Annotated in this window: 17 protein-coding genes, 3 tRNA genes and 1 pseudogene; 7 read left to right on the top strand and 14 right to left on the bottom strand. The window is 58.6% G+C overall.

Features of this window, described 5'->3' with window-relative positions; all coding sequences use genetic code 11:
* Positions 1–62 precede the first annotated feature (62 nt).
* From BN1724_RS03765 to BN1724_RS03750, 4 genes are all read right to left on the bottom strand, one after another.
* Positions 63–138: transfer RNA gene (locus tag BN1724_RS03765), tRNA-His, on the bottom strand.
* Positions 139–300: 162 nt separating this feature from the next.
* Positions 301–1,548 (bottom strand): AGE family epimerase/isomerase, encoded by a 1,248-nt coding sequence (locus BN1724_RS03760; RefSeq protein WP_058234290.1) that lies wholly within the window; start codon positions 1,546–1,548, stop codon positions 301–303.
* Between the two features lies 1 nt (position 1,549).
* The gene (gene orn / locus BN1724_RS03755) at positions 1,550–2,215 is read right to left on the bottom strand and encodes an oligoribonuclease (protein WP_407919314.1); all 666 of its coding nucleotides are present in this window, start codon (positions 2,213–2,215) and stop codon (positions 1,550–1,552) included.
* 241 nt (positions 2,216–2,456) lie between these two features.
* A tRNA-Arg gene (locus BN1724_RS03750) sits at positions 2,457–2,529 on the bottom strand.
* A 532-nt stretch (positions 2,530–3,061) separates the two neighbouring features.
* Between BN1724_RS03750 and BN1724_RS03745 the strand changes: the two genes are divergently transcribed.
* Complete coding sequence (locus BN1724_RS03745; protein WP_157085736.1) at positions 3,062–4,183, top strand: acyltransferase family protein; 1,122 nt, start codon at positions 3,062–3,064, stop codon at positions 4,181–4,183.
* Positions 4,184–4,845: 662 nt separating this feature from the next.
* Here BN1724_RS03745 and BN1724_RS03740 read toward each other — a convergent pair.
* Positions 4,846–5,355 (bottom strand): hypothetical protein, encoded by a 510-nt coding sequence (locus tag BN1724_RS03740; protein ID WP_157085735.1) that lies wholly within the window; start codon positions 5,353–5,355, stop codon positions 4,846–4,848.
* 293 nt (positions 5,356–5,648) lie between these two features.
* On the opposite strand from BN1724_RS03740, the gene BN1724_RS03735 reads away from it, so the two are divergent.
* Positions 5,649–6,272 (top strand): superoxide dismutase, encoded by a 624-nt coding sequence (locus BN1724_RS03735; protein WP_058234287.1) that lies wholly within the window; start codon positions 5,649–5,651, stop codon positions 6,270–6,272.
* A gap of 369 nt (positions 6,273–6,641) precedes the next feature.
* Entirely contained in the window at positions 6,642–7,226 is a 585-nt protein-coding gene (locus BN1724_RS03730; RefSeq protein WP_058234286.1) for a single-stranded DNA-binding protein, read from the top strand.
* Between the two features lie 57 nt (positions 7,227–7,283).
* Here the strand turns inward: BN1724_RS03730 and BN1724_RS03725 are convergent, their stop codons facing one another.
* Positions 7,284–7,991: a hypothetical protein gene (locus BN1724_RS03725; RefSeq protein ID WP_058234285.1), complete on the bottom strand. Its 708-nt coding sequence runs from the start codon at positions 7,989–7,991 to the stop codon at positions 7,284–7,286.
* Positions 7,992–8,129: 138 nt separating this feature from the next.
* Here BN1724_RS03725 and BN1724_RS03720 point away from each other — a divergent pair, with 138 nt between their 5' ends.
* Positions 8,130–11,213: a UPF0182 family membrane protein gene (locus BN1724_RS03720; protein ID WP_058234284.1), complete on the top strand. Its 3,084-nt coding sequence runs from the start codon at positions 8,130–8,132 to the stop codon at positions 11,211–11,213.
* A 283-nt stretch (positions 11,214–11,496) separates the two neighbouring features.
* A tRNA-Met gene (locus tag BN1724_RS03715) sits at positions 11,497–11,570 on the top strand.
* A gap of 858 nt (positions 11,571–12,428) precedes the next feature.
* Here BN1724_RS03715 and BN1724_RS03710 read toward each other — a convergent pair.
* The 5 genes from BN1724_RS03710 to BN1724_RS03690 form a co-directional block, all read right to left on the bottom strand.
* A complete protein-coding gene (locus BN1724_RS03710; RefSeq protein WP_058234283.1) occupies positions 12,429–13,649 on the bottom strand; it encodes a pyrophosphate--fructose-6-phosphate 1-phosphotransferase in 1,221 nt (406 codons plus the stop codon).
* Positions 13,650–13,832: 183 nt separating this feature from the next.
* The gene (gene hisN, locus BN1724_RS03705; RefSeq protein WP_058234282.1) at positions 13,833–14,618 is read right to left on the bottom strand and encodes a histidinol-phosphatase; all 786 of its coding nucleotides are present in this window, start codon (positions 14,616–14,618) and stop codon (positions 13,833–13,835) included.
* A gap of 20 nt (positions 14,619–14,638) precedes the next feature.
* Positions 14,639–15,685, bottom strand: a complete 1,047-nt coding sequence (rsgA, locus tag BN1724_RS03700) for a ribosome small subunit-dependent GTPase A (protein WP_058235739.1) — start codon at positions 15,683–15,685, stop codon at positions 14,639–14,641.
* The gene (gene aroA / locus BN1724_RS03695; protein ID WP_058234281.1) at positions 15,679–17,064 is read right to left on the bottom strand and encodes a 3-phosphoshikimate 1-carboxyvinyltransferase; all 1,386 of its coding nucleotides are present in this window, start codon (positions 17,062–17,064) and stop codon (positions 15,679–15,681) included. The genes rsgA and aroA overlap by 7 nt, the downstream gene beginning before the upstream one ends.
* A 3-nt stretch (positions 17,065–17,067) precedes the next feature.
* On the bottom strand, positions 17,068–17,595 hold the full coding sequence (locus tag BN1724_RS03690; protein WP_058234280.1) for a DoxX family membrane protein: 528 nt from the start codon (positions 17,593–17,595) through the stop codon (positions 17,068–17,070).
* A gap of 588 nt (positions 17,596–18,183) precedes the next feature.
* On the opposite strand from BN1724_RS03690, the pseudogene BN1724_RS03685 reads away from it, so the two are divergent.
* Together BN1724_RS03685 and rsrA are read left to right on the top strand one after the other, a co-directional pair.
* Positions 18,184–18,807, top strand: a pseudogene (locus BN1724_RS03685) (sigma-70 family RNA polymerase sigma factor); the annotation flags it as partial.
* A 242-nt stretch (positions 18,808–19,049) separates the two neighbouring features.
* On the top strand, positions 19,050–19,334 hold the full coding sequence (gene rsrA / locus BN1724_RS03680) for a mycothiol system anti-sigma-R factor (protein ID WP_157085734.1): 285 nt from the start codon (positions 19,050–19,052) through the stop codon (positions 19,332–19,334).
* Positions 19,335–19,520: 186 nt separating this feature from the next.
* Here rsrA and BN1724_RS13550 read toward each other — a convergent pair whose 3' ends face one another.
* The 3 genes from BN1724_RS13550 to BN1724_RS03670 all read right to left on the bottom strand — a co-directional run bounded on the left by BN1724_RS13550 (position 19,521) and on the right by BN1724_RS03670 (position 24,349).
* The gene (locus BN1724_RS13550; protein ID WP_407919313.1) at positions 19,521–19,595 is read right to left on the bottom strand and encodes a 50S ribosomal protein bL37; all 75 of its coding nucleotides are present in this window, start codon (positions 19,593–19,595) and stop codon (positions 19,521–19,523) included.
* A 130-nt stretch (positions 19,596–19,725) separates the two neighbouring features.
* Complete coding sequence (locus tag BN1724_RS03675; protein ID WP_058234278.1) at positions 19,726–20,352, bottom strand: GDSL-type esterase/lipase family protein; 627 nt, start codon at positions 20,350–20,352, stop codon at positions 19,726–19,728.
* Positions 20,353–20,494: 142 nt separating this feature from the next.
* The gene (locus tag BN1724_RS03670) at positions 20,495–24,349 is read right to left on the bottom strand and encodes a multifunctional oxoglutarate decarboxylase/oxoglutarate dehydrogenase thiamine pyrophosphate-binding subunit/dihydrolipoyllysine-residue succinyltransferase subunit (RefSeq protein WP_058234277.1); all 3,855 of its coding nucleotides are present in this window, start codon (positions 24,347–24,349) and stop codon (positions 20,495–20,497) included.
* Between the last annotated feature and the right edge of the window lie 61 nt (positions 24,350–24,410).

Genomic DNA, 24,410 nt, shown 5'->3' with positions numbered 1-24,410 from the left:
AGACATAAAAAGAGCGCGAATCACGATCAGGAAACCTGAACCGCAGTTCGCGCTCTTCACAGTGGGGTGAGCGACGGGGTTTGAACCCGCGACCTTCTGGACCACAACCAGATGCTCTACCTACTGAGCTACGCCCACCATATTGCGTGCCGCAGCCCGCAACGGTTTATAAGCATACCGTGCCTAGGAACAACTTCCTGCACCGAACAGCCTTCGGCGACTGTGAAACGCGTCGCGTCCTGGCAGTGCATCAGCAGTTCTGCCAGGACGCGACGCGTTATCGGGTTAAGGCTGAGTGTCTTAACGTGCCGAGGGCGCGTCCAGTAAATTCTCGCGCAGCGCGGCGGCGAGGACCGGCGTCACCGGTAAACGAGGAATGAGAGTGGCCTGGAACGCGTGATAGGCGTCGGGCTTACCGGGCCAGACCGTGCCCTGCGGGGCATTGTGACGATCGAGCTCGTGATGCCATGATCCGAACTCGGAATCGAGGAAGTACTCGGCAATGTACTCCCACCACTGCTCGTATAGCCGCGCATACTTTTCTTCCCCGGTCGCCCGGTACATCACCGCGGCCGCGCCCACGGCCTCGGCAGGAACCCAGTGCATCCGCTCATGCACCACGGGTTGCCCGTCCCAGTCAACCGTGTAGACGAAGCCGGGGGCGCCGTCTTGCCCAAAGCTTTCAGCTGACGCATCAATCAGTGCACGTGATGCCTCGAGCATCCAATCTGGGGCCGACCCGTCCTTCGCGAGCAACGCACCCCGGGCATGGAGGGTGAGCCGAGCCCATTCGAGCCAGTGTCCGATCGTGGCGCCGAACGGACGGAACGGGTGATCGGGCTGGTCACGGTTGTATTCCAGAAGAGGTTTCCACGAGGTATCAAAGTGCTCGGGCAGCCGCCAACTATTAGCGCGGGCGAACTCGTTAACCGCCTTGGTGATAATGCCGACTGCGCGGTCTAGCCAACGACGCTCCCCGGTGACATCCGCGGCCGCAAGCAGGGCCTCCACCGTGTGCATGTTCGCGTTAATGCCGCGGTACTCCTCGCATTCGGAGAAATCGCGGTTGAACGTGTCAACACTCATCCCCGCCTCGGCATCGAAGAACCGTTCGTCGAGGACGGTGAGCGCCTGATTCAGTAATTCCTGGGCGCCGGGGCGACCAGCAGCTGTTGCAGAAGCTGCTGCCAGCACCACGAACGCGTGCGCATACGCCTGCTTTGAATCATCTACTGGTTTACCGTCGGCAACAGCGGAGAACCAACCGCCATGCTCTGGGTCAAAAAAGACTCCGCGCAGAGATCGCAATCCGTGATCTGCGATACGACCGCAGTCGGGCCGCCCGAGCATATGACCTAGCGCAAAACAGTGGGTCATCCGACAGGTAATCCACAGCTCAGCAGGTCGGCTCAGGTCCGGTTCTCCTTGCTCATGGAGCCAAGCAAAGCCGCCATCGGGGCGAACGGAAGCTGAGGCGAAGTCGAGAAGGAGATCGCCTTCTCCTTCCAGCCAGGTCCGATGTGCCGGGGTGTCGAGCCAGAGGGCCATATCAGGACTCCTTTGAAGTAGTGGTCCCACTGTGATCAGCGGGAAGCTCATAGGTCTTGGCGATGTCACGGATGGCTTCGCTCGTGGGTCCCGGAGTGGGCACGAACATAACCTCGCGATAAAACGCGAGTTCCTGGATGGACTCGCGGATGTCAGCTAGTGCGCGATGTCCGCCGTGTTTTGCGGGAGAGCCGACATAGATTCGAGGGAACCAGCGCTTGGCAAGTTCCTTAAGGCTGGAGACGTCGATAGTGCGATAGGACAAGTGCTCTTCAAAAACAGGGAGATCACGGGCTAGGAACGTGCGATCTGTTCCTACGGAATTACCGGCCAGCGGCGCCTTGCCCGGTTCGGGACAGTGCTGACGCACATAGTCCAAACATGCTTTTTCGGCTTCGGCGAGGCTAATCCCGTCGGCAAGCTCATGGATTAAGCCGGACTCGGTGTGCATACGGCGCACAAAGTCTCCCATGCGCTCGAGCGCACCTGGCGGCGGTGTGATGACAACATCAACCCCGTCTCCCAGGATGTTTAGGTCGGCATCGGTGACGAGAACCGCCACTTCGATCAGGGCATCGTTGGCCTTATCTAGGCCCGTCATTTCGCAGTCCACCCAGACGATCCGGTCGTGGGTGGGGCGTGGCAGCGTGGAACTCACGGGTTCCAGCATAGTTCTTAGAAGACCTGCTTGCGGTGCGCTACTACGTGGCTCTGCGGGTCTCGGAGGTGGGGCTGTGGATGGAGGTGGGATTGACTGGGATTAAAAGAATCTCTCCACGATCCCGGCACCATGCCCGCATTTTCCGGCAAGGTCTGACCGCCACTGGAGAGATCCGTTGCCCGATGCCGCGCACGAGGTAAAGAAAAGCGCCGACCACCATGACGATGACCGGCGCCTGTCGTATGCGCGCCCCAGGAGGGAATCGAACCCCCGACCCGAAGATTAGAAGTCTTCTGCTCTATCCCCTGAGCTACTGGGGCGGGATGCGCAACCCAGTGTAGCGTCGGACTACCACCGACTCCAAAATACTGTCAAGGTAGGACACGCGCCTTATGCCGCGACGGAGCCCAGATCGCGCTCGTGATTTAGCCGAATGAGGATGATGATCAGCTCGAATGATCTCTCGCCAGTCGTGAATTCGTTGCGAAATCAGTCGCGTCCTCGAAACCATGCCTCTGGACACGGCGACGATGGACGGTGAAGTCTGGAACCTCAATAAGTCCTTCCGTTGCATACCATTTTGGCTGTATGCCCCAGAGTAATGCTGGTAGGACTCCTGTCACCATGCGCTTTCCGAGAAGCTGGCCGCCTGAGGGTTAATTGCGGCTGGTCCAAGAATGAGACAGCCCTTGGGCCTACAGATTTCCTATGCCGGGCACGAGACTTGGCACTGCCATCCGCTTTCGACCCGCAATGCAGGGGCAAGCGATGCTGGCGGGGTGGCGGGCCGTTGCTTAACTGATCTTTTGTTGCCCCTAGAATGGGGGCAAACAAACGTTCTTAGGGGCATAAGTGTCAAGTTCAACGCACCGCGATCAGATCCGCGTTACGGACAGCTTGCCGGTCGGCTCGGCGCATCGGATACCGTCGCTGGATGGCATACGTGCTGTCGCTATCGCCTGCGTTATGTGGGCTCACGCGAGTTCCACGATTGGCGCTACGCCGGCCTTCTTAGACCCGCTGTGGCAGTTCCTGCCCACTGGTGGCTTCGGCGTGCAGATCTTCTTCGTGCTGAGTGGATTCCTCATCACAACTCTGCTTATCCGGGAGCGCGATAAAACCGGGAGGGTCTCGCTCAAGTCGTTCTATGTGCGACGGGCCTATCGGATACTTCCGGCTTATTATACGTTTCTGGTGGTCGTTGCTGCGCTTTTGGTTCTGAACATCATTGATGTAAGTCCGTTGTTGCTGGCGGCGGCCGCGTTGTTCGTCCGAGATTACGTGCCGAGCGGCGGAAGTTGGTGGCTTGGGCACACCTGGTCCATCAGTATTGAGGAACAGTTCTACCTGTTGTGGCCGTTGGTATTCATCAAGCTTCGCGGCCCTTGGGTCCGCCGCCTGCTGTGGGTTGGAATAGTCCTGTCACCGCTAGTCAGGATTGTGACGTGGGTGTTCATCCCGCCGTTGCGGAACGGCATCGAAATTATGTTCCACACCCGCGCCGACGCTCTCATGGTCGGATGTCTATTGGCTGTGCTGTTTGCGAACCCAGCGTTCCAGGACCGTGCTATCGTGGCAATCCGCAAGGGTCTTGGGTGGGGTGCTTTGGCATGGATCGGTCTCTCCGTATATATGAGCCACATACTGGGTGACAGCTGGAACTTTACCGTGGGGTATCTCGGGGATGCTCTCGCCATAGCCGTTATGATCGTGTGGCTTGTTCTGCGACCCCAGACTGTCGGTGGTCGGGTTTTGAACTGGGCACCGATCAAGCACATCGGAATTCTGTCCTACAGTCTCTATCTTTGGCAGCAGCTATTTTTGACATCCAAGAATGAGACGTTCCTTGGATGGTTCCCAGTGAGCATCTTGGCTGCCATCCTCGTGGCCGAGCTATCTTATTGGTTGGTTGAGAAGCCTTTCCTGGATCTCCGTGCCCGTCGTGCAGCGAACAGTCAGGTCAAGGCCGTCTAACAGGGACTTGTGGGATCAGATTCACCATCGGTTTCCAAGGTGTGAAGCGCGTATTGGTTTTGTAGCCGTGCGTCTCGTCGTCAGCCCGCGCTGTGGGCTTTATCGTATTAGTGCTTCTTGAGCACGCAGAGTAAATCTAAAGCCTGGCCCCTAGAGGCAATTAAAGGATTTCTTTTGGCCTGTCTTGGTTTGCTATGACGATTGATGTGGCGGTTTTAAGACCCTAAGCCATGGTTTGCGTTTTGGTACTCGTCGAGAGGTTTTTCTGGTCGAATGCCTTTATTGGGGCATCGGTGGGGGGAATAATGTTGTCGGTCTTGGGGTAGTTCCATGACGTCCGATTAAATCGGATTTAACGTCCGTATTGCAGTATATGATGGTAAAGGTGGGTGTTGGTGATAGGAAAAACTTGCATCAATCTTGCCCATTTGATTTTGGTATAGGTGAAATTTCCAAAGTCTAAAGAAGTTTCAGGGTGCAAGCTCTTGCGTTGGAGTGTCTTTGACTTTGTGAAGGGTAGACCCCGACATTTGTGCGACACCTGGCGGATCCTATTGCATTTATAGCAGGTATATTTGCCAGATGAATCATCGTGTGAATGTCGGGGTCTATTTAATTAGAGATATGGTTCAGATTTTGCTAGGTGTCTGAAAAGATTCCTGCTATGCGTTACTGCCCTGCTTGTACCATTGAGACGTAGGCTTCATCCAAGCTGTTGCGTAGTAGATGATGACGCACGCTGCGGTAATTAGGTTCAAGAGAGCCGCCAGGACGAGCCACAGCTGGGTTCCGCTCTGTAGGGGCATGCTATTGATATCTGTCCCACTGATAGCCAAAGCGATATGGGCCAGGAAGTTGATCAGGGATACAATAAGCAAAAATCCACCCAGAATAGCCACAACGAGGCGTGCTTGCTTGTTCCTCTTCACTAAGAAATTAGCCATAGCGAGTCCGACAACGATAGCGACAACGATAGCGAACGATGCAGGATTAAATCCACCCAAAGCGGAGGCGGTCATAAAGCTTACGAGGAATCCGATCAAGAGTGCGAGCGAGCCGACCAACACTGATCCGATCATGATGGTCGCCGTCATCGGGCGCTTCATCGGTGCGCCACCGACGTACGGGTTCGGCTGAGCGTTGGGGTCAGGGTATGCGTAGGGATTTGCCATACCTGAGAGAATACCCTGAAGTCCCTTTCGGTACATCATCAACCGGAGTTTTTGCCCGGATCCTCACGGACGGCCTTGTGACATACGTCGATATGTAATGTCGTGGCCTCACCGTGAGAGCGACAGTGTCGAGCCGCCTGCCGCTGGAGACGGGCACAGCGCGGCAGGTGCAGCGGGGTGCGGGACGAGCGGGCAGAGATTGACAAGTGAATTATGTAGGTGATCGTGCGAGGATAAGAATGCGCCGGGCCCGGTGGCCGGGTCCGCGCTCGTCAACAGAAAAGGATGACGCTATGGCGGACTACACTCTCCCCGATCTCTCCTACGATTACGGTGCTCTCGAACCGGCCATCGCTGGTCAGATCATGGAACTGCACCACTCCAAGCACCACAAGGCATATGTAGATGGTGCTAATACGGCGCTGGAGAAGTTGGCTGAAGCACGCTCCAAGGATGACTTCGCGACCATCAACCTTCTGGAAAAGAATCTCGCATTTAACCTCGCAGGACACGTGAACCACACGGTGTTCTGGAAAAACCTGTCTCCTGATGGTGGGGACAAGCCCGAAGGTGATCTTGCGGCTGCGGTCGAAGAGTTCTTCGGATCGTTCGACGCTCTGCGCGCTCAGTTCTCTGCAGCAGCGCTCGGAATTCAGGGCTCAGGCTGGGCGATTCTCGCCTGGGACAGCCTCGGTCAGAAGCTCATTATCGAGCAGCTGTACGACCATCAGGCCAACATGGCGGCCGGCAGCATCCCGCTGCTTCTACTTGATATGTGGGAGCACGCCTTCTACCTGCAGTACAAGAACGTGAAAGCTGACTACGTCAAAGCGTTCTGGAACATTGTCAACTGGGCTGACGTGGCTGAGCGGTTCTCCCGTGCCCGTCAGCAGACCCCAGGATTGATCACTCTGTGACAATGTAATGTCCCGGATTTGGTGGGGACAGGGGAGTATTCCTTGGACTCGATCCGGTCGGTATAACGGGCCACCTTGCCACGAGGCAGGGTGGCCCGTTTTCTTGCTGCCAACCAGTTTGCTGGTGTGATGCAGTCCGGCAAGGTGGGCTTAGTGGATCCATGTAATGGGGGAGGGGCAGCGGGTGAGGCGTAGGTGAGGGCAGCGTGCTGTGCACCAAGGTGAGCTGCGCGCACTTATCCCCAGATCATGAGGTCGCTATCTCGTGGGCGTATCGTCGAACAAGCTATCTGCAGCGTCGCAGAAGCGTTGCGTGCACCAGGCTTAGGGCTGTTATGTGGCTCTGGCCGCTCACTAAAAGGACACATCATGAAAGACATACGCACCACCGTCACCGGCAATGTAGCCACAGATCCTTCTCCGCTCGGACAAGATGCCCATGACGATGCGGTCAGTTTCCGACTTGCGGTTAATCCCGTGTACCGGCATCCCGAATCGGGGGAGTGGGTGCACCGTAAAACCGAATTCATGACTGTTTACGCGCGCAGGTCTCTTGCTCGTCATGTCCGCGAGAGCCTTGCGATAGGACATCCTGTGGTGGCCTCCGGTCGCATCGGAACAAACGAATGGGTGTCCGACGGTGGAGAGAAAATGTTTTCCCTGACGCTACATGCGGACGCGATCGGGCACGACCTCACCTTTGGGACGGCAACTTACCAACGTGCTCAACGTCGCTGCGATGCGATCAAAGATGAACCCGCCATCGACTTCGACACAGGTGAGGTCGTGGCCGAACGCGAAAGCGATCTCGGTACGGCATCGGCAAAGTCCCCCTTAGTGCGAAGAGATGAGACCAGCAAGAAGAAGTCGAGCCGATCAGCCACGGATGAATCATCCGCGCCTGATGACCTAACCGAGAGCGTTCAAGCCTCACGAGTTGCCGCACCATTTTAGGCGGAGCTAGGTGGTGTGAATGCATGAAGGCATATCGCCTGGTTAAGCGCGGGACGGTTAAGCAATAGGTGCACCAGTCTCAGGTAGATACCCGAGACTCGCTCGAAGAGCTGTCACGAGATCCGGGAGGAGATAACGCCCGGCCACGGGCCCCTCTGCCTCAGGGACATCGACCACGCACCATGCATCCCCGTTTTCATGGACTCCCACCACAATTCGACCCGGTGCGGTGTCCTGCGTGGATGCACCGCTCCCAGCCGATTGCACCGGGCGCACCATAGTCACAATGCCACCCACCGCGATATCCGGCCACTGCACATATTCCAAGGTGTTCGCAAGTTCATCTGAGGTAGCGGCAACATCTGAGGTATCGGAAGGGGATAGGGGGTCAAAGGTCTGGACATCGCCGGCCTCGGAAGTATCCTCAGTGCCGGGATAATCCATATCGTCCATTGCGATCGGGGTCAGATGGTATGCGTCAGCTGCCGCAGCCGTACGAGTGGTGGGATCCAAGAGGGCTGCAAAAGCGGGTTGCGAAGCAATCAATGTGGACGTAGAGACCAGTGAGAATAGTTGCGGCCGACTGGCGTTCGCAGAGTCAACTGAGTCGAGAAGATGTCGTCGCACGTCCAATGCGCTCGCCAGTAACGCGGCCTCACTCGGAGATAAATCCTCGGCGAGGTCCGACCCAGGGTGCGCGCAGGCTGACCCATGCGGGTGCGGCTCAGGCAGTGGGCTTGAAGCGTCACACAGTTTCTTGTCCACGGTAGGTCCTGTCACAATAGGGAGGGGTGAACTATATCCCCGGGCGGCTAGCCTAACGCTGGTGCGCCATATGAGCGGTAACGACCATGCCGCTTAGCTGTATGTCGACCAACGCTACGACGCAAAAGAGGACCCCAAGTGAGTTTCACTGCGCCAACCCCCGGCCGACCCAACACCCCTTCGTCCCGCGCGAAATCATCGGGGAGGAGGAAAGGTCATCCCTTCCTGATCACGGTGCTGGTCCTGGGGTTCCTGTGCGTGGCGATGCTTTTCATCGCCCAATACTGGACTCAATTCCTCTGGTTTGACCAGATTGGATTCTCCTCGGTCATCGTCACGCAGTGGCTTACCCAAGCGGGGCTGTTCTTGGCAGGCGCCTTGGTGCTAGGCGCGGGACTATTCATCTCCCTGCGCATTGCCCACCGAAAGCGACCTATTTACCCTCCGATCACTCGGGAGGACATCGCCCTCGAAGAGTTCCGCGCGAACGCAGAATCGTCCCGCAAAGTGATTCAAGTTGTGGTGCCGCTGGTCGTAGGCATCTTTGGCGGTCTCGCGTGCGCCCAATACTGGCAACAGTTCCAGCTTTTCCTCCACCCCACCGCCTTTGGGAAGACTGATCCCATTTTCGGGATCGACATCTCGTTCTTCGTCTTCACACTTCCGATGCTCGCCGCCGCAGCGTCCTACCTCAAGTTTGTGTGCATCGTCCTCTTCGTCGGTGGGGCTGTCGGCCACTACTTCTACGGCGGAATCTCGTGGACCCAGGCAGCCGGGGTTCATATCAGCAAGGCAGCCCGGGTTCATCTGGGAAGCCTGATCGTGCTGTACGTCCTGCTGCTAGGAGTCGGGCATTGGCTCGACCGTTACGCACTGCTGACCAATACTCATTCGCTCTTTGATGGCGCCTCATACACTGACGTCAAGGCATTCCTGCCCGCGCAGACCATCCTTGCAATCGCCGCCGGCATTGTAGCGATCCTCTTTATTGTCTGGATCGTGCGTGGAAACTGGCGTATCCCAGTCGCCGGAGCCGCGCTCATGGTGATCTCTACGGCTGCGGTGGGATGGGCTTATCCGGGCCTCATCCAGGAATTTAAGGTCAAGCCGAACGAGCGTGCACTTGAGGTCCCCTACATTACGAACAATATCGAAGCCACGCGCGCAGCGTACGGGTTAGAAAACGTCACGACGATCCCTTATACCGCGCGTACCGAAGCGGAGTCTGGCGCTTTACGTTCTGATGCTCAAACCACAGCGTCAATCCGTCTCCTCGATCCCGCTGTCGTCTCACCGACCTTTGGCCAGCGCGAGGCCAATCGCCGGTACTGGGGCTTCGATGAAGTGCTCTCCGTTGACCGGTACCGCTTCGATGGGAAACTGCACGACACCGTGATCGGTGTGCGTGAATTGCGGCCCGACAAATTGGGGCTCGATAAAGACAACTGGCTGAACCAACACCTCATCTACACTCATGGTTTCGGCGTGGTTGCTGCGTATGGAAACCAGCGGCACTCCGATGGTGAACCCGCATTTTTTGAATCAGGTGTTCCGTCCAAGGGCATGCTCGGCAAGTACGAAGAACGTATCTACTTCGGGCAGCACTCCCCGAACTACTCCATCGTGGGAGCACCTAAAGGCTCTGCGCCTCAGGAATTCGATTACCAGGCAGGCACCGGTAAAGACAGCAGCGAGCGCCAAGTCAGCAACACCTACCAGGGGCAAGGTGGACCGTCCCTCGGTAATCTTTGGAACCGTCTCCTCTACGCGATTAAATTCCGGGATCCCAATATCCTCATCTCGGACTATGTGAATTCGCAGTCCCAGATTCTGTATGACCGTGACCCGCAAAAGCGGGTTCGCGAGGTGGCCCCCTTCCTCTCACTCGACTCCAACGTGTATCCCGCGGTGGTCGATGGTCGGGTGAAGTGGATCGTTGACGGATACACCACGACTAACGCGTATCCGTACGGTCAGTCACTGAATATGGATGAGATCGCGAGCGACTCTCTTAATGATGGGCAATCAACCGCTGATCTCCGTCAGCGGAATATCAACTACATGCGCAACTCGGTGAAGGCCACCGTCGATGCCTTCGATGGCAAGGTGACCCTGTACGCATGGGATACCAAAGACCCGATCTTGAAATCCTGGGAGAAAGTTTTCCCCGGCGCGGTCAAGCCAACGGCTGAGATTTCTGGTTCCCTCATGCAGCATCTTCGCTACCCCGAAGATCTCTTCAAAGCGCAGCGTTATCTGCTGGGGCGGTATCACGTCACCAATCCCGACGAATTCTTCGTCAAACAGGATTTCTGGCAGGTGCCCCCTGATCCGACCAAAGCTAAAGCCGGACAGAATCAGAACGCACCGGCTGCCCCAACTCAGCCGCCCTACTATCTGACGATGCAGATGCCCGGGCAGTCCGAGCCGCGCTTTTCCCTATCGTCCAGTTACATTCCGATTAAAGGTCAGAACGTTCTGACCGGTTTCCTCGCGGTTGATTCTGAAACCGGAAACAAGGCGGGCAATCCCGCCGAGGACTACGGGAAGCTGAGACTTCTGGTTCTTCCCACGGCCAACCCCGTCAACGGGCCTGGTCAGATGCAAAACATCTTCGACTCCAACCCGGGGATTGTGCAGACCCTCAACCTGTTGAAACAGGGTAACTCTGACGTGATTAGGGGCAACCTATTAACCCTCCCGATGGGAGGGGGCCTGTTGTACGTGCAACCCGTGTATGTGAAAGGTTCTGGCGACTCGAGTTACCCGCTGCTTCGCCGAGTTCTGGTCGCATTTGGCGACAAGGTTGGTTTCGCCGAAACACTCGACCTAGCCCTCGATGAAGTGTTCGACGGGGATTCAGGTGCCAAAGCCGGTGATGCTGACCTCCCCACAGGTGGTGACTCAGGCGCCGGCAAAGCAAAGCCAGGCGGCGAAGGCGGAGCGCAACCAGCCCCCGGACAGAACCCGACTCCTGGACAAAACCCCGCCCCGGGCCAGAATCCTGCGCCTACTCCAGCACCAGCAGGAAGTGGTAACCCACGTCAGGATTTAGACAAAGCGTTGAAGGACATGGACGCTTCTATTAAAGATGCCCAGGCTGCGCAGAAGAACGGCGACTGGGCCGCGTACGGTGAGGCTCAGAAACGGTTGAACGACGCCCTGAACCGTGCTCTGGCAGCCAACAAGCAAGTGGAAGGGGGAGGGACCCCGCCGCAGTAACCAGAGCCGGTGTCTAAGGTTTGGCCTCACCTCGGCATGCTGTGATGTGACAGGTGAGGCCAGATCGTGTCGACGCGCGCTGCAAGGTGGCGCGACTGAGGCGTCCGAAAGATGGTCACACGCTGAAGTCTCGTCCCTTGGTGTTGGCTTAAGCATTGGTCGTTCGTGGTCATGCGCCTCTCTGATCGGTTGTTTCACTCTGTTCTAAGAGGCGCATGACGAAGGTTACATAGGCCTGAGCTGGACAGAGATAGGTATCCTCCCGTAGTGTTTATCAAGTCGCCGCGGGGTGGAGCAGTTCGGTAGCTCGCTGGGCTCATAACCCAGAGGTCGCAGGTTCAAATCCTGTCCCCGCTACTAAGAAAGGCCCTTACCAGCATGTAGCTGGTAAGGGCCTTATTCATGGTTCTGTGCGGATGCTATCTAGATAGCCAAGATGCTCCTGGAAGCTTCTAGATAATTGGGATGCTACTGCGCGGAGGCCTCTCAATAGCTGTGTTAAAGGCCAACCTATGCCCGGGTCCCATTACTCCGCCTTCCGGGCTCCAGAGCCCCTCACGCCATGAATACTTCGATGAGGTCCAGAACGCGGCTGCGTATCCGAACATGGCTGTGTGAGAGATCCAAGAAATCGGGCACGGGAGGCGTAGGGCACGGGCAATGCCGAATGCGGGCGGCGTCGAGCATGGGTAGCGTCGAGAACGAGATCATGCGAGTTGTCGCGTTCGAGCGATGATTACGCTGCAAGAAATGAGGCTGTTCGTTGGAACGACTTCGTGTGCCCGCGCGACAGCATCTCGAGCACACGCTGACAACGTGGCGTCATTGCACGTGTAGGGCTGAATCTACAGACCTGGCTTGCCATTGCGGCGGGGAGCTACGGACGGAAACATCACGGCCTCACACATAACGTTGGGCCCGCATCCCCACGAGGGATGCGGGCCCAACCAATATTCCGTCACCGCGGCAGGTGCATCGAGTACGCGGCCTCGCGCCTACATCTGCAGGTGCACCAGAATCAGTGCCGCCGCACCAGAACCAGTGCCGGCGCGCGCAGTGCTAAAGCCCTGCTGTGCACCACCGCGGGGACACTGCGCGTATCAATAAACCACCACATCAACAAACCATCACATCTGGATACCGGTCGTCGGATACCGGCCCCGGTCCGAGCTGACACTGGGCCGATGCCGTGCCGATGCCGGCCGATGATACAGGTCAGTGGCTTTCGGTCGGCTCGACCTTCTGGCCAATCTTCCCCATCACGGCCTGGAACCAGTCCTGAGAGATATCAAACGCCTTGTGGCCAGCAATCCGATCAAACTCAATGGCCCGCAGAACGCCATTGTTGCCTTCGTCATGACCAATGACACCGGTACCGCCCTCGAGCGCTGTCTGCACAGCCAAGTCGGTCATTGACTTAATAAGGCGCAGATCCTCCGCATTGGCCTTCGCCGAACGCGAGAAGTAGCCGGACTTTTGCACCATCACCTTTTCAGCTCCGAGCTTCTCAGCGAACTGCTTCGCAAACCACTGGCCGGGGTTGATCTTATCCAACTTGACGTGGCCGAACGGGTCTTTTTCAACCTGTTCACCGCGTGACTCCATCTCAGCAATGATCTCGGGGATGCCCGCACCTTCAGAAAGGAAGATGTTAACGCAGCCCACCTCATCCATGATCGTCTTCAGACGCTTGGCCTCACCGTCGATGTCTAGCTTCATCTCCGGCAGGAATACCGCGTGAACATCCCAACGCTCCGGGGTGTGCCCGATGGTGGGAAGCCACGTCTGCTGGGCGTGCCACTGCTGGTAGTACTCGGCAGCCTGCGCAGTCAAGTAGCCACACGCACGTCCCATCACCTCGTGGATGATGAGCATCCGCGGGTTAGAGCCATTTTCAGCAATAATGTTCTGCGCGAAAATGCTGGTTTGCTCGGCTGCGGTCATAGCGCCGAGAGACTGGCGAATCGGCACGATATCGTTGTCGATCGTTTTAGGTAAGCCAACCACCTGCAGGTCGTACCCATTTTCGTGGAGGTACGCGGCAAGATCGGCGGCGGTGGTATTCGTATCGTCACCACCGATGGTGTGCAAAACGTCAACACCATCTTCTTTGAGCTTATTCGCGGCAACCTCTAGAGCGTTCTCGCCCTCTTGAATAAGACCGCGCTTGACCAAGTCGGCAGTGTTGGTGAGCTTAACCCGGGAATTGCCGATCGGTGAGCCACCATAGTTGTGTAAAACGCCGGCGTTCTTGCGCACCTCATCGTCGACCACAATCTTGTGGCCGGACAGAAGGCCCCAGTAGCCGTGCTGGTAGGCGATGATCTCGACGTCCGGCACCAGTTCGGTGTAACGCTCGATGAGTCCGCCGACGGCGGAAGATAGGCAGGGGGCATAGCCCCCGGCGGTCAGCAGGGCGACACGGCGGACGGTCATAGTGGGATCCGATCCTCTCGACGGGAATGAAGACATACCTCAGCTATCCTATCGACGCACCGTGGGATCGGCACAGGTAGAACACCAATGGCTCTTCTGGGGACGAAAATCGACAGCGGAGGAGTGCGCAATGTTCAGCTCATTGTCGCCGCTCAACTCAGTGTCGCTTACGGCCCACTATCGTCAATCTCTAAGCGCGAGGGCTTCTAAAACCTCTTCGTGCAGCAGGCCATTGGTCGCGACCGCATTGGTGCCGAAGGGGCCGTCCTGACCGTCCAGGTCCGAAAAACGTCCGCCAGCCTCGGTCACGATGGGAACCAGCCCGACCATATCGTGAAGATTCAGCTCTGGCTCTGCCGCGATATCGACCGCACCTTCCGCTAGCAGCATGTAGGACCAAAAGTCACCATATGCGCGAGTTCGCCAGCACCGTTGCATGAAATTAAGCATCTGGGGCAGCCGGTCAGAATCAGCCCAACCATTTAATGACGAATACGACAGGGACGCGTTATCAATGCGATCCACGCTCGACACATGGAGGCGCCGAGCCGAGCTGAGACGGCTTCCCGTCCAGGCGCCGGAGCCCGCTCCTGCCCACCAGCGCCGAGATAGCGCAGGTGCCGACACCAGACCGACGACAGCCTTGCCGTCTTCAATTAGCCCAATCAGCGTTGCCCAGACGGGAACCCCGCGCACAAAATTGCGGGTGCCATCAATCGGATCGATCACCCATTGCCGCGGAGAATGCCCAGTGCTGCCGAACTCTTCACCAATAACCTGGTCACGTGACCGGGATCGACCAAGCTGTGCCCGAACAAGCTGTTCAGCTGCTTGGTCGGCATCGGTCACCTCAGTCATATCGGGTTTGGTTTCGACTCGTAAATCTTGAGCGCGAAAACGCGACATGGTGAGTTGATCGACAGCATCGGCGAGCACATGGGCTAGGCGAAGGTCTTCGGCATAGGTCATACCTACACCTTAGGTGACCGTTACATATCCCAGGGGTCGTTGCGGCGCAGCGTCTCGACCAGGCGCCGATACGAATCGAGACGCGACGCTCCGGCAGGACCCGCGAGCCCCTGAGCAACCGCGCCATCCAGTGCGCAGTCCGGGGCCGTCGCCAGATGACTGCAATCTCGGGGACAGGCGTCCGCGCACTGCGCCAGATCCTGGAAGGCGTTCAGTAATCGTTCCGATTCAACATGCCCGAGTCCGAAAGAACGAACTCCGGGCGTATCGATGACCCACCCGTCAACCTCGGGAAGCCGAAGTGCTAACGCGGATGTGGAGGTGTGCCGTCCGCGACCGGTGACGTCATTGACGTCACCGATAGCCCGATCTGTTCCCGGCACCAGGGCATTGACAATGGTGGACTTCCCCACTCCGGAATGGCCGACTAAGACGCTGGTTCGGCCCGCCAGGCGTTCTCTAAGAGCTTCTAACCCACAGATCGATCCGCTGGGGTCCAACGACGTCGTGACATACGGCACCCCGAGTGGTGCGTAGCGGTCAAGAAACCCCATGGGTGGGCACAGGTCCGCTTTGGTTAAGCACAAAAGCGGTTCAATCCCCGCGTCATAGGCAGCAACCAGGCACCGGTCGATCAGCCGGGGACGCGGCTGCGGATCGGCTAACGCCGTCACCACCACCATCTGGTCGACATTAGCGACTAGGGGCCGCTCGGTGGCATCGTCGTCATCCGCGCTGCGCCGCAGAAACGACGAACGGTTCTCGCGGCGGACAATTCTCGCGAGCGAGCCATCGCAACCGCTGATATCACCGGTGAGCGCGACCATATCGCCGGGAACAATGGAAGTCCGACCCAGCTCGCGAGCCCGCATCGCTCGGACAGCTCGTTCGTGAGGCGTTCCCGCATCAACCAGGGTGGTCCATCGGCCGCGATCCACTGCGATGACACGAGCAGGCACCGCGTCGGCATGCCGGGGGCGCTCCTTAGTGCGTGGCCGAGATCCGCGCCGGTTAGGCCGGATGCGCACATCCGACTCATCGAGATCGCGGCCGCGACGCACTACCATGTGCCGCCTGCGGGGGAGCACGTATGCAGCATTGATAGCCACATGTCGACAAAATCGGGAAGCGTTTTCTCCGTGGTTTGAACGTTGACCACCTGAACTCCCGGAACTCTGAGGCCGATAATCGCGGCTGCCGTGGCCATCCGGTGATCCTCATACGTCTGGACCACTCCACCGTGCAGCGGCCTCGGCTTGATCTCCAGAGAATCCTCGTGTTCGACCACATCCCCGCCGAGTCGCCGGATCTCGGTGGTCAGCGCATGTAAACGGTCGGTCTCGTGCCCGCGCAGATGTCCAATGCCACGAAGATGACTGGGGGAGTCGGCCAGCACTGCGAGCGCCGCGATGGTGCAGGTAAGTTCGCCGACGTCCCCCAGGTCTTCGTCGATCCCATGGATGACGCCGGTTCCGGTGAGCACTAGTTCGTCATCCTCAAAATGGATGTCTGCACCCATGCGCGTGAGCAGGTCCCGGTAGGCGTCTCCGGGTTGGGTTGTGTGGCGGGGCCATCTTGAAATCGCGATGGTTCCACCGGTGACCATGGCCGCGGCGAGGAAAGGGCCAGCGTTGGAAAGATCCGGCTCGATGACCACTTCACCGAGATGGACGGGCCCAGGCACAACCGCCCACTCATGGGTGCGCCCGTCGATACTCATCCGGTGCTCGGCATCCACGCCGCTGCGTCGCAGCACCTCAAGGGTCATGTCGATATGCGGCACAGAAGGCAGACGCGCCCCCGTGTGGCGAATAACCAGGGTGCGTCGGCCCCGGGGGGCGGAAAGCAATAAACCCGATATGACCTGGCTGGATGCGGAGGCATCCACCTCAATTGTGCCGCCGGCCAGATCGCCGTCGCCGTAAAGGCGCAGCGGTAGACGACCGGGTTTGCCGAGGTCATCAACCCGTACGCCCTGCGCTCGCAGCCCCTCAACTAGTGCGGACATAGGACGCGACGACGCAGCCGGATCGCCGACGAAGTCAACAGTTTTGCCTGTCAGCGCTGCCACCGGGGGGACAAAACGCATGACAGTTCCTGCTAGGCCGCAGTGGATAGTGGTTGGCTGTCTCCGAGAGCCGACCGAGCCATCGCCGGGTGCGGACATCGGTGCACGCGCCATATCGATCGAAGCATCTGGCGTGAGCGGGGTGATGTGGCAGCTCGCGCCGTCTCGACGGAAACTCGCCCCTAATTGCTGCAAAGCATCCACCATCAGCCGCGTATCGCGGGAGATCAAAACTCCATGCAACGAGGTGGTGGAATCGGCGAGTGCACCAAGGACTAACCACCGGTTGGTAAGAGACTTTGAGCCTGGAACCTCGACTAGCGCGTCGAGCGGGCTATCGGCTGTTGGGGCCGTCCAGAGAACTTCTCGTGAGCTCACGGATCAAGACATGCGGGATTCAACGGCTTTGCGGGTGGCTTTCGCACCCTTTTCAAGCTCGCGCTGTTTGCGTTCTGCTTTTTTACGTCCGCGTTCAATTGCGCGCGACATGCGGTAGCTGAGGGACGGTTTTCCGCTGAGATCAACGGCTGCCAGCATGACACCACCCAAAAGGCCTGCGTCCGACAGGATGGCGTGGATCTCTTCCTGGCGTTCTTTGCCGGTTAGTTCCCACACCTTCTTGCGCCCAGCGAGGCCGACAGATGTAGTGACCAGCAACGTCAGCGCTGCGAGCCGAGGCATCCGGTTGGTGGCATATAGGGCGCCCGCGCCGATAGCGACACCAGCGGCGATGCGCACAATGCTGTCCGACCCTAGGGGAATCGAGGTTTCTTTCAGCTTCTCGTCGAGCTTATTAAAAGCTCCGGGGGCGATGGCCTTTTGACGTTCGGGCGTCTGAAGGGTTTTCACCCCTTCGTAGATGAAAGGGGCGGCGAGCAGTGGGCGAGCGATTCGACGGACGAGAGCCATGACTTCCTCACGATCGTGCGGATAGGGGCTGCGGCATGAGCCGTAGCCAGTGTGTTCTCACTAACCCTAGCTTGTCTGTCATGCACCTGTCCTGAAGGACTGGCGCATGACGTGCGATCGAACTTTCGACCGTGGGATAGACCCTATTAACGGTGGCAGAGAACACGTTAAGGAACAATGGCGTACCCGCAATGCGTTATCCGAAGTGAAACCACGGCGAGACTGTGGACTTGCCCGACGATGCATCACGGATCAACTGTCATTAACGCTGATCAGCCCGGGAAAGCTGAATGGTGTTGGGTGGCGATCTTGAGCCGCGGCAAAGGACATGTCGGTGTGATCAGAGGCAAGGCCTGGGTTGAGGCGCGGCTTAACCAGGGATATCTGTCAATTTGTAAAGATATGCAGGCAATAAGAGGTGAGCGTTCGGTGACCGCTGTTCATTGCCGGCCTAGGTCCGGGCGAGGGTCGCTCTCAAGATCTCGAGGGTTTACCTTGGGCTCGCACCGTCGGCCACGTAGTTCCGAACGACATCGTCGGCGGTATCTGGGTCCGCGCGGGGCCCTAGGTCCGATAGGCTCACTGGGGATGGACACGAACAACAGCATCAGCGACGGCACTGACCCGGCGGGTGATCCGACGTCCTTTGATTTTGAACGCGACGCCCTGTCGCATCTCGACTCGCTCTATGGGGCGGCACTGCGCATGACGCGCAAGCCGCAGGACGCCGAGGACCTGGTGCAGGAGACATATCTCAAGGCGTTTGCTGCCGAGGACCGCTTTACCCCGGGTACCAATCTACGGGCGTGGCTGTTTCGGATCCTGACCAACACGTACATCACCTCCTATCGCAAGAGTCAGCGGCGTCCTAAAGAAGCATGGACAGACACCGTGGAGGATTGGCAGCTAGCCGACGTCGAATCCCATAGCAGTACCGGGTTGCGGTCGGCAGAGACTGAGGCGCTAGACCGGTTGCCCGATACCGCGGTTAAGGAAGCATTACAGGCCCTTCCCGAGGATTATCGGATGGCGGTGTACCTCGCTGACGTCGAGGGTTTTGCCTACAAGGAAATCGCCAAGATCATGGACACCCCGATCGGAACCGTGATGTCGCGGCTTCACCGCGGGAGGAGCCTGCTGCGGGATGCGTTGGCGAGTTATGCGCAGGACAGCGGATATCTTCGATCATCGGAGAGTGCATCTGATTCATCAGACCTACAGGACGGTGCATCAGGCCAACCAGCGAAGACACTCGATGCACGAGGTGGGACCGCAGCTGAAGTAGCGCCAGCCGAAGCAGCGCCGATCTCAGCTAAACCAGGCGGGTCTATAGCCGAATCAGCGGGCACCGCATCAGGACCCGCTGCTGGCGTCGAGGGGGCAGCTGGATCTCCTGAGGCGCCAGTTACTGAACCCCACCATCATGAACCGACTGCCCAGACGGGAGGTGCACGATGACAATGCCCAACGAATGGCACGGATGCGGACGATGCGAGGGCGCTTTAAACGCCCGGTTGCACGAAGTACTCGACGGGGAATGCCCCGAGTGTGAGATTGACGAGCTGATGGCCCACATCAAGGCGTGCCCCGGCTGTCTCCACGAGCTCGAAACCGTTCGGTTGCTGAAAAAACTCGTGCAGCGCAGTTGCGCGTCCGAAAGTGCCCCGGAGTCCTTGCGCGAACGTATCACCGTTGAATATCGGCGTATCACCGTGAGTTACCGAGGACGAAATCTCTAAAGCGCGGCCTTTATAGGCCAGCGTATACAGGTCATCGCATGCACCTACGTCTATACGATGACGGTATAGCCACGGTGTAACTAGGGGCCCCATCGATACCGATGGGGCCCCTAGTTACACCCAAGAGTGCGGTCAATGCCGGTTTACGAACGCTCAGACGACCAAACCGGATCCGACTCGGCGTCCTCAGGAGTTGGGACGCTTGCCGTGGTTGGCTCCGCCTTTGCGGCGGTCACGACGCTTGCGGCCTCGCTTGCTCATCCTGGCCTCCTTCTGATTGTCCGGACAGCTCGTCCAGTCTGCCATAGCCCGATGCCTGGGTTCACAGTCGCAGGAGTGGGCTGTATCTCACCGCCGTGATCTGCTTCTCGACGAGCACGGGTGATTGGTCTTAGGCCTCGGTTCCCAGGAAGCTTCCGAACCCGCCGTGCAGAACGAGCCAAGCAAGTAACCCGTAGCCAGTTTGCCCCGGGAGATCAGTGCCCGTGCGCGCGAGGTCGGCGACCCACTGTTCGTGTCCATCTAGGGCATTGACGGTGTCAACATAGGTGACTCGACGGCGTGAACACACATCATCAAAGGCCCCGGAAAGCTCGCGGATCGCTGTTGTTCGGGCGCGATCGGCACTTGGCGGTGGGCCGACCACAAACGCTGGGATACGAGCCCGTTCTAAACCGTCCAAGACTTTAGCGAGGTTAAGCCGAGAGCGAGCCAAAGAAGTGCCGGTTGTAATATCGGCTGAGCCAAGGCCGAGCACCACCCGATGATCGACGGTTCCCGATTCGAGCCCCGCATGGTCAACCCGCTCAGCGACCGTGGTGTCCCAGCGTTGGGCGAGGCCCGCTGAGGTTTCACCGGGCAATGCCGCCGTGAACAGATCGATGGGCCGGTGCTGTTGGTGACGGGCCACTGCGCGGCCGATCCATCCGAGGACACGAGCATCTCCAATACCCGCGAGCAGTTCATCACCGAGGGCGATTAACCGGATGCGTTCGGGTCCGGGGGTGGTATCTGTCACCGGAGATCTCCAATCGTCGGGACGGGTAGCGCGCCCGGTGAGCATAACCGATGTCGCCGGGCCCTACGAGGCGGCGCGGCGGCACACCCACCGGGTTGTCGCATAGATACGAAGTTGAGATGGCTGAGCCACCGCATGCGCATTATTTTGCAGGGGCGAAAGCGTCAATCAGCAATTGTTCCTGCTCCGCTTTGTGTCGTGCACTGGTACCCGCCGCGGGAGAAGCTGAGGCCGGACGCGCAGCATGCTGAAGAGGCCGTCCCAGCTGGGACGCAAATCTAATCGCCATATAGCTAGCTGCACCCTGATTAAGTGGCTCTTCCTGGACCCAGCGCACCGGAATATCGGTGGGGTACCGGTCAAGGGCCGCTTTCAGCTCGTCGATGGGCAGCGGATACAGCTGTTCAACGCGAATGATGGCCGTGTCGGTACGCTGCTCAGCCTTCCGATGGGCCAGCAGATCCCAGTACACCTTTCCTGAGCACAGTAGTACTTGCCGGATGGCACTGGGATCGGCGGATGCATCCTCGATGACCGGGTGGAAACCGCCAGTGGTGAACTCATCCAGCGAGCTCACCGCAGCCTTATTGCGCAGCATCGACTTCGGTGTGAAGACAATGAGGGGCCGACGTGGCCGACGACGAGCTTGATCACGCAGCAAATGGAAGTAGTTAGCCGGGCTGGAGGGCATGGCAACCCGCAGATTCTGTTCGGCGCACAGTTGAAGGAACCGCTCCGGGCGGGCTGAGGAGTGATCGGGGCCTTGGCCTTCGTAACCGTGCGGTAGCAACAGCACCACCGACGAATTCTGGCCCCACTTCTGTTCAGACGCGGAAATGAATTCGTCAATGATGGTCTGAGCGCCGTTGACGAAATCGCCGAACTGGGCTTCCCACAGGACCAACGCCTGCGGGCTTTCCACCGAGTAGCCGTATTCAAACCCGAGCGCCGCAAACTCCGAAAGCGAGGAGTCATACACGTTGAAACGTGCCTGGCCATCGCCCAGGTGCAGCAGTGGGGTCCAGGTGTCCTGATCGACCTTGTCAATTAGGACAGCGTGGCGCTGGACAAAAGTTCCCCGCCGGGAGTCTTGTCCGGCTAAACGGACGGGGGTTCCTTCGACAAGCAGGGAGCCGAACGAAAGAATTTCCGCAAATGCCCAGTCGATATGGCCATCGCGGGACATCTCCCGTCGCTTCTCCATCAAGGTGCGCAGTTTGGGATGCACCGTAAAGCGGTCTGGCATCGAGACGTGGGCGTCCCCGATCCGGGCCAGCACCGACGCGTCCACAGCCGTGGATATGGGAGCGGACGCGTTCTGATCCCCTCGCTGTGAATCGGGCACTTCGAGCCCTGCCACGCGGTCTCCGTCATGGCTGCCACCCTGGGACGTGGACTGTTTGCGTGATTCGGTAAAGACCTGCTCCAGGTGGTGCTGGAAGTTACGCACTACGTCTTGGGCTTCGTCCTCGGTCAGATCGCCGCGGGCAATCAGAGCTTCGGTGTAGAGCTTGCGCACGCTGGGCTTGGTTTCGATGATCCGATACATCTCGGGCTGGGTCATCGATGGGTCGTCGCCTTCGTTGTGTCCGCGTCGGCGATAGCAGACCAGGTCGATCACCACGTCCCGTCGGAACTTCTGACGGTACCGGAAGGCGATTTCTGCGACCCGGACACAAGCTTCGGGGTCATCACCGTTGACGTGGAAGATCGGAAGCTGAGTCGATTTTGCAATGTCAGTGCAGTAGTACGAGGTGCGGGAGGAATCCGGTGTGGTGGTGAATCCGATCTGGTTATTAATGACCACGTGGATGGTGCCGCCGGTGCGGTAACCGCGCAACTCAGACAGGTTCAGGGTTTCGGCGACAACGCCTTGCCCTGCGAATGCGGCGTCGCCGTGAATCAGAATCGGCAGCACCGGGAAGTCCACTCCGCCTCGGTTGAGCCGGTCCTGTTTAGCGCGCGCAATTCCTTCGAGCACCGGATTAACGGCTTCGAGGTGGGATGGATTTGCCGCAAGGTAAACCTTGGTGGTGGCGCCGTCCGTGGCCGTGTAGGTGCCTTCGGTGCCGAGATGATATTTCACATCACCGGATCCCAAGACAGTTTTCGGATCCTGGTTCCCCTCGAACTCTTGGAAGATCTGCCGGTAGCTCTTCCCGGCAAGATTTGATAGCACGTTCAACCGACCTCGGTGGGCCATCCCGATGCAGACTTCGTCAATATCGTCGTGGGAGGCGTCGTGCAGGATCGAGTCCAGCATCGGGATTACCGATTCTCCACCTTCCAGGGAGAAACGTTTCTGGCCGACGAACTTGGTCTGTAGGAAGGTCTCGAAGGCTTCGGCCGCGTTCAATCGGTCCATGATGTGGTGGACCTGATCTTTGGAGAGCTTCGGTCGCGGGGTCTCAAACTGTTTTTGCAGCCAGAGCCGCTCCTCAGGATCGGTGATGTGCATGTATTCCACACCGATGGTGCGGCAGTAGGCATCCCGCAGCAGACCGAGAATGCTGCGCAACGGCATGCTGTCAGTCCCGCCGAAGCCGCGGGTGGGGAATGAACGGTCCAGATCCCACAGGGTCAGGCCGTAGGTTTGCACGTCGAGATCGGGATGGCGGCGCTGACGATACTGCAGCGGATCGGTATCAGCCATCAGGTGCCCGCGCACACGGAACGCATGGATTAAGTCCATAACGTGTGCGAACTTTTCTTCTTTGGAGTCCTTCAGCGGGTTGTCCTGAACCCAGCGCACAGGCTCATACGGTAGGCGCAGGGAGCGGAAAACCCGGTCGTAAAAACCGTCCAGGCCCAGCAATTTGTCGGCGAGGATCTTTAAAAACTCGCCCGATGCTGCGCCCTGGATGATGCGGTGATCGTAGGTGGAGGTCACCGTCATGACTCGTGAGACCGCGAGCTCGGAGAGAGTTTCCTGGCTGGCGCCTTGGAATTGAGCGGGATAGTCCATGGCCCCGACACCCACGATGGTGCCCTGGCCAGCCATCAGCCGCGGAATGGAGTGCACCGTGCCGATGCCTCCGGGGTTGGTCAGGGTAACCGTGGTGCCCTGGAAGTCAGCCATGGTGAGTTTATTGCCGCGGGCACGGCGGACAATATCTTCGTAGGCTTCCCAGAACGCTACGAAATCCATGGTTTGCGCCGACTTGATGCTGGGCACTACCAGGCCGCGGGAACCGTCCGGGCGAGGCATGTCGATGGCTAAGCCGAAATTGATGTCTTGCCGACGCAGCAAAACAGGTTTGCCGTCCTGAATATCAAACCCGTTATTCATATCGGGCATTTCGACGATGGCTTCGATCATGGCGTAGCCAATGAGGTGCGTGAAGGAGACTTTGCCTCGCCGGTGCCGCCGTAAATGGTTGTTGATGACAATTCGATTGTCGAACAGGAGTTTCGCGGGAATGTCGCGTACGGAGGTAGCTGTCGGCACCTCAAGTGATTCGGCCATGTTGCGAACCACCGCTGCGGCGGGTCCGCGCAATTTCATCGGCTCCGGGGGGATGGGTTCAGGGCGGGCAGGAGTTGGTTCCGGCTTCTTTGCCGGGATGGGACGGTCCGAGGTGCTGGACACGGGGCTCTCTTCTTTCGCTGCGGGCCTTGCCGGTGCTGGTGCTGGCTGCGCTTGCGGCACGGATTGCTGGGTGGTTGGTGGTTTGGGGGAGGGGTTCTCGGCTGGCTTTGCCGCATGCGTTGACGCGGATGCCCTCTGAGGCTCTGGGGCCTTCGGCGGGTCCGCCGGAGCTGCGCCAGCATGGCAAGCAGTCTGGGGTGGGCGGGCCGGTTCTTCGTGGGTAGTGGGTGGTGGCGCGGCCACGTTCTGATAAGCAACATCCCGGGAAGCAAAATATTCGGCCCATGAGGGGTCAACGCTGCTGGGATCTTGTCGGTACTGTTCACGCAGCTCGTCTACGAGCCACTGATTCGGTCCGAACTCGGATTCCGCCGAGGTTTGGCCCGCCTCCTGTGTCTTCTGTGACACTTTTTCGATCGCCCGCCTTCATCAGATCAGTTCGTTCGATAACCGCATTAAGCCTATCGGA

Origin of the sequence: Devriesea agamarum (assembly GCF_900070355.1) — a bacterium.
In the GTDB taxonomy this organism is placed as follows: Bacteria; Actinomycetota; Actinomycetes; order Actinomycetales; family Dermabacteraceae; genus Devriesea; species Devriesea agamarum.
Note: the sequence above shows the minus strand (reverse complement) of the source record. Positions and strands in the feature narration are given on the sequence as shown.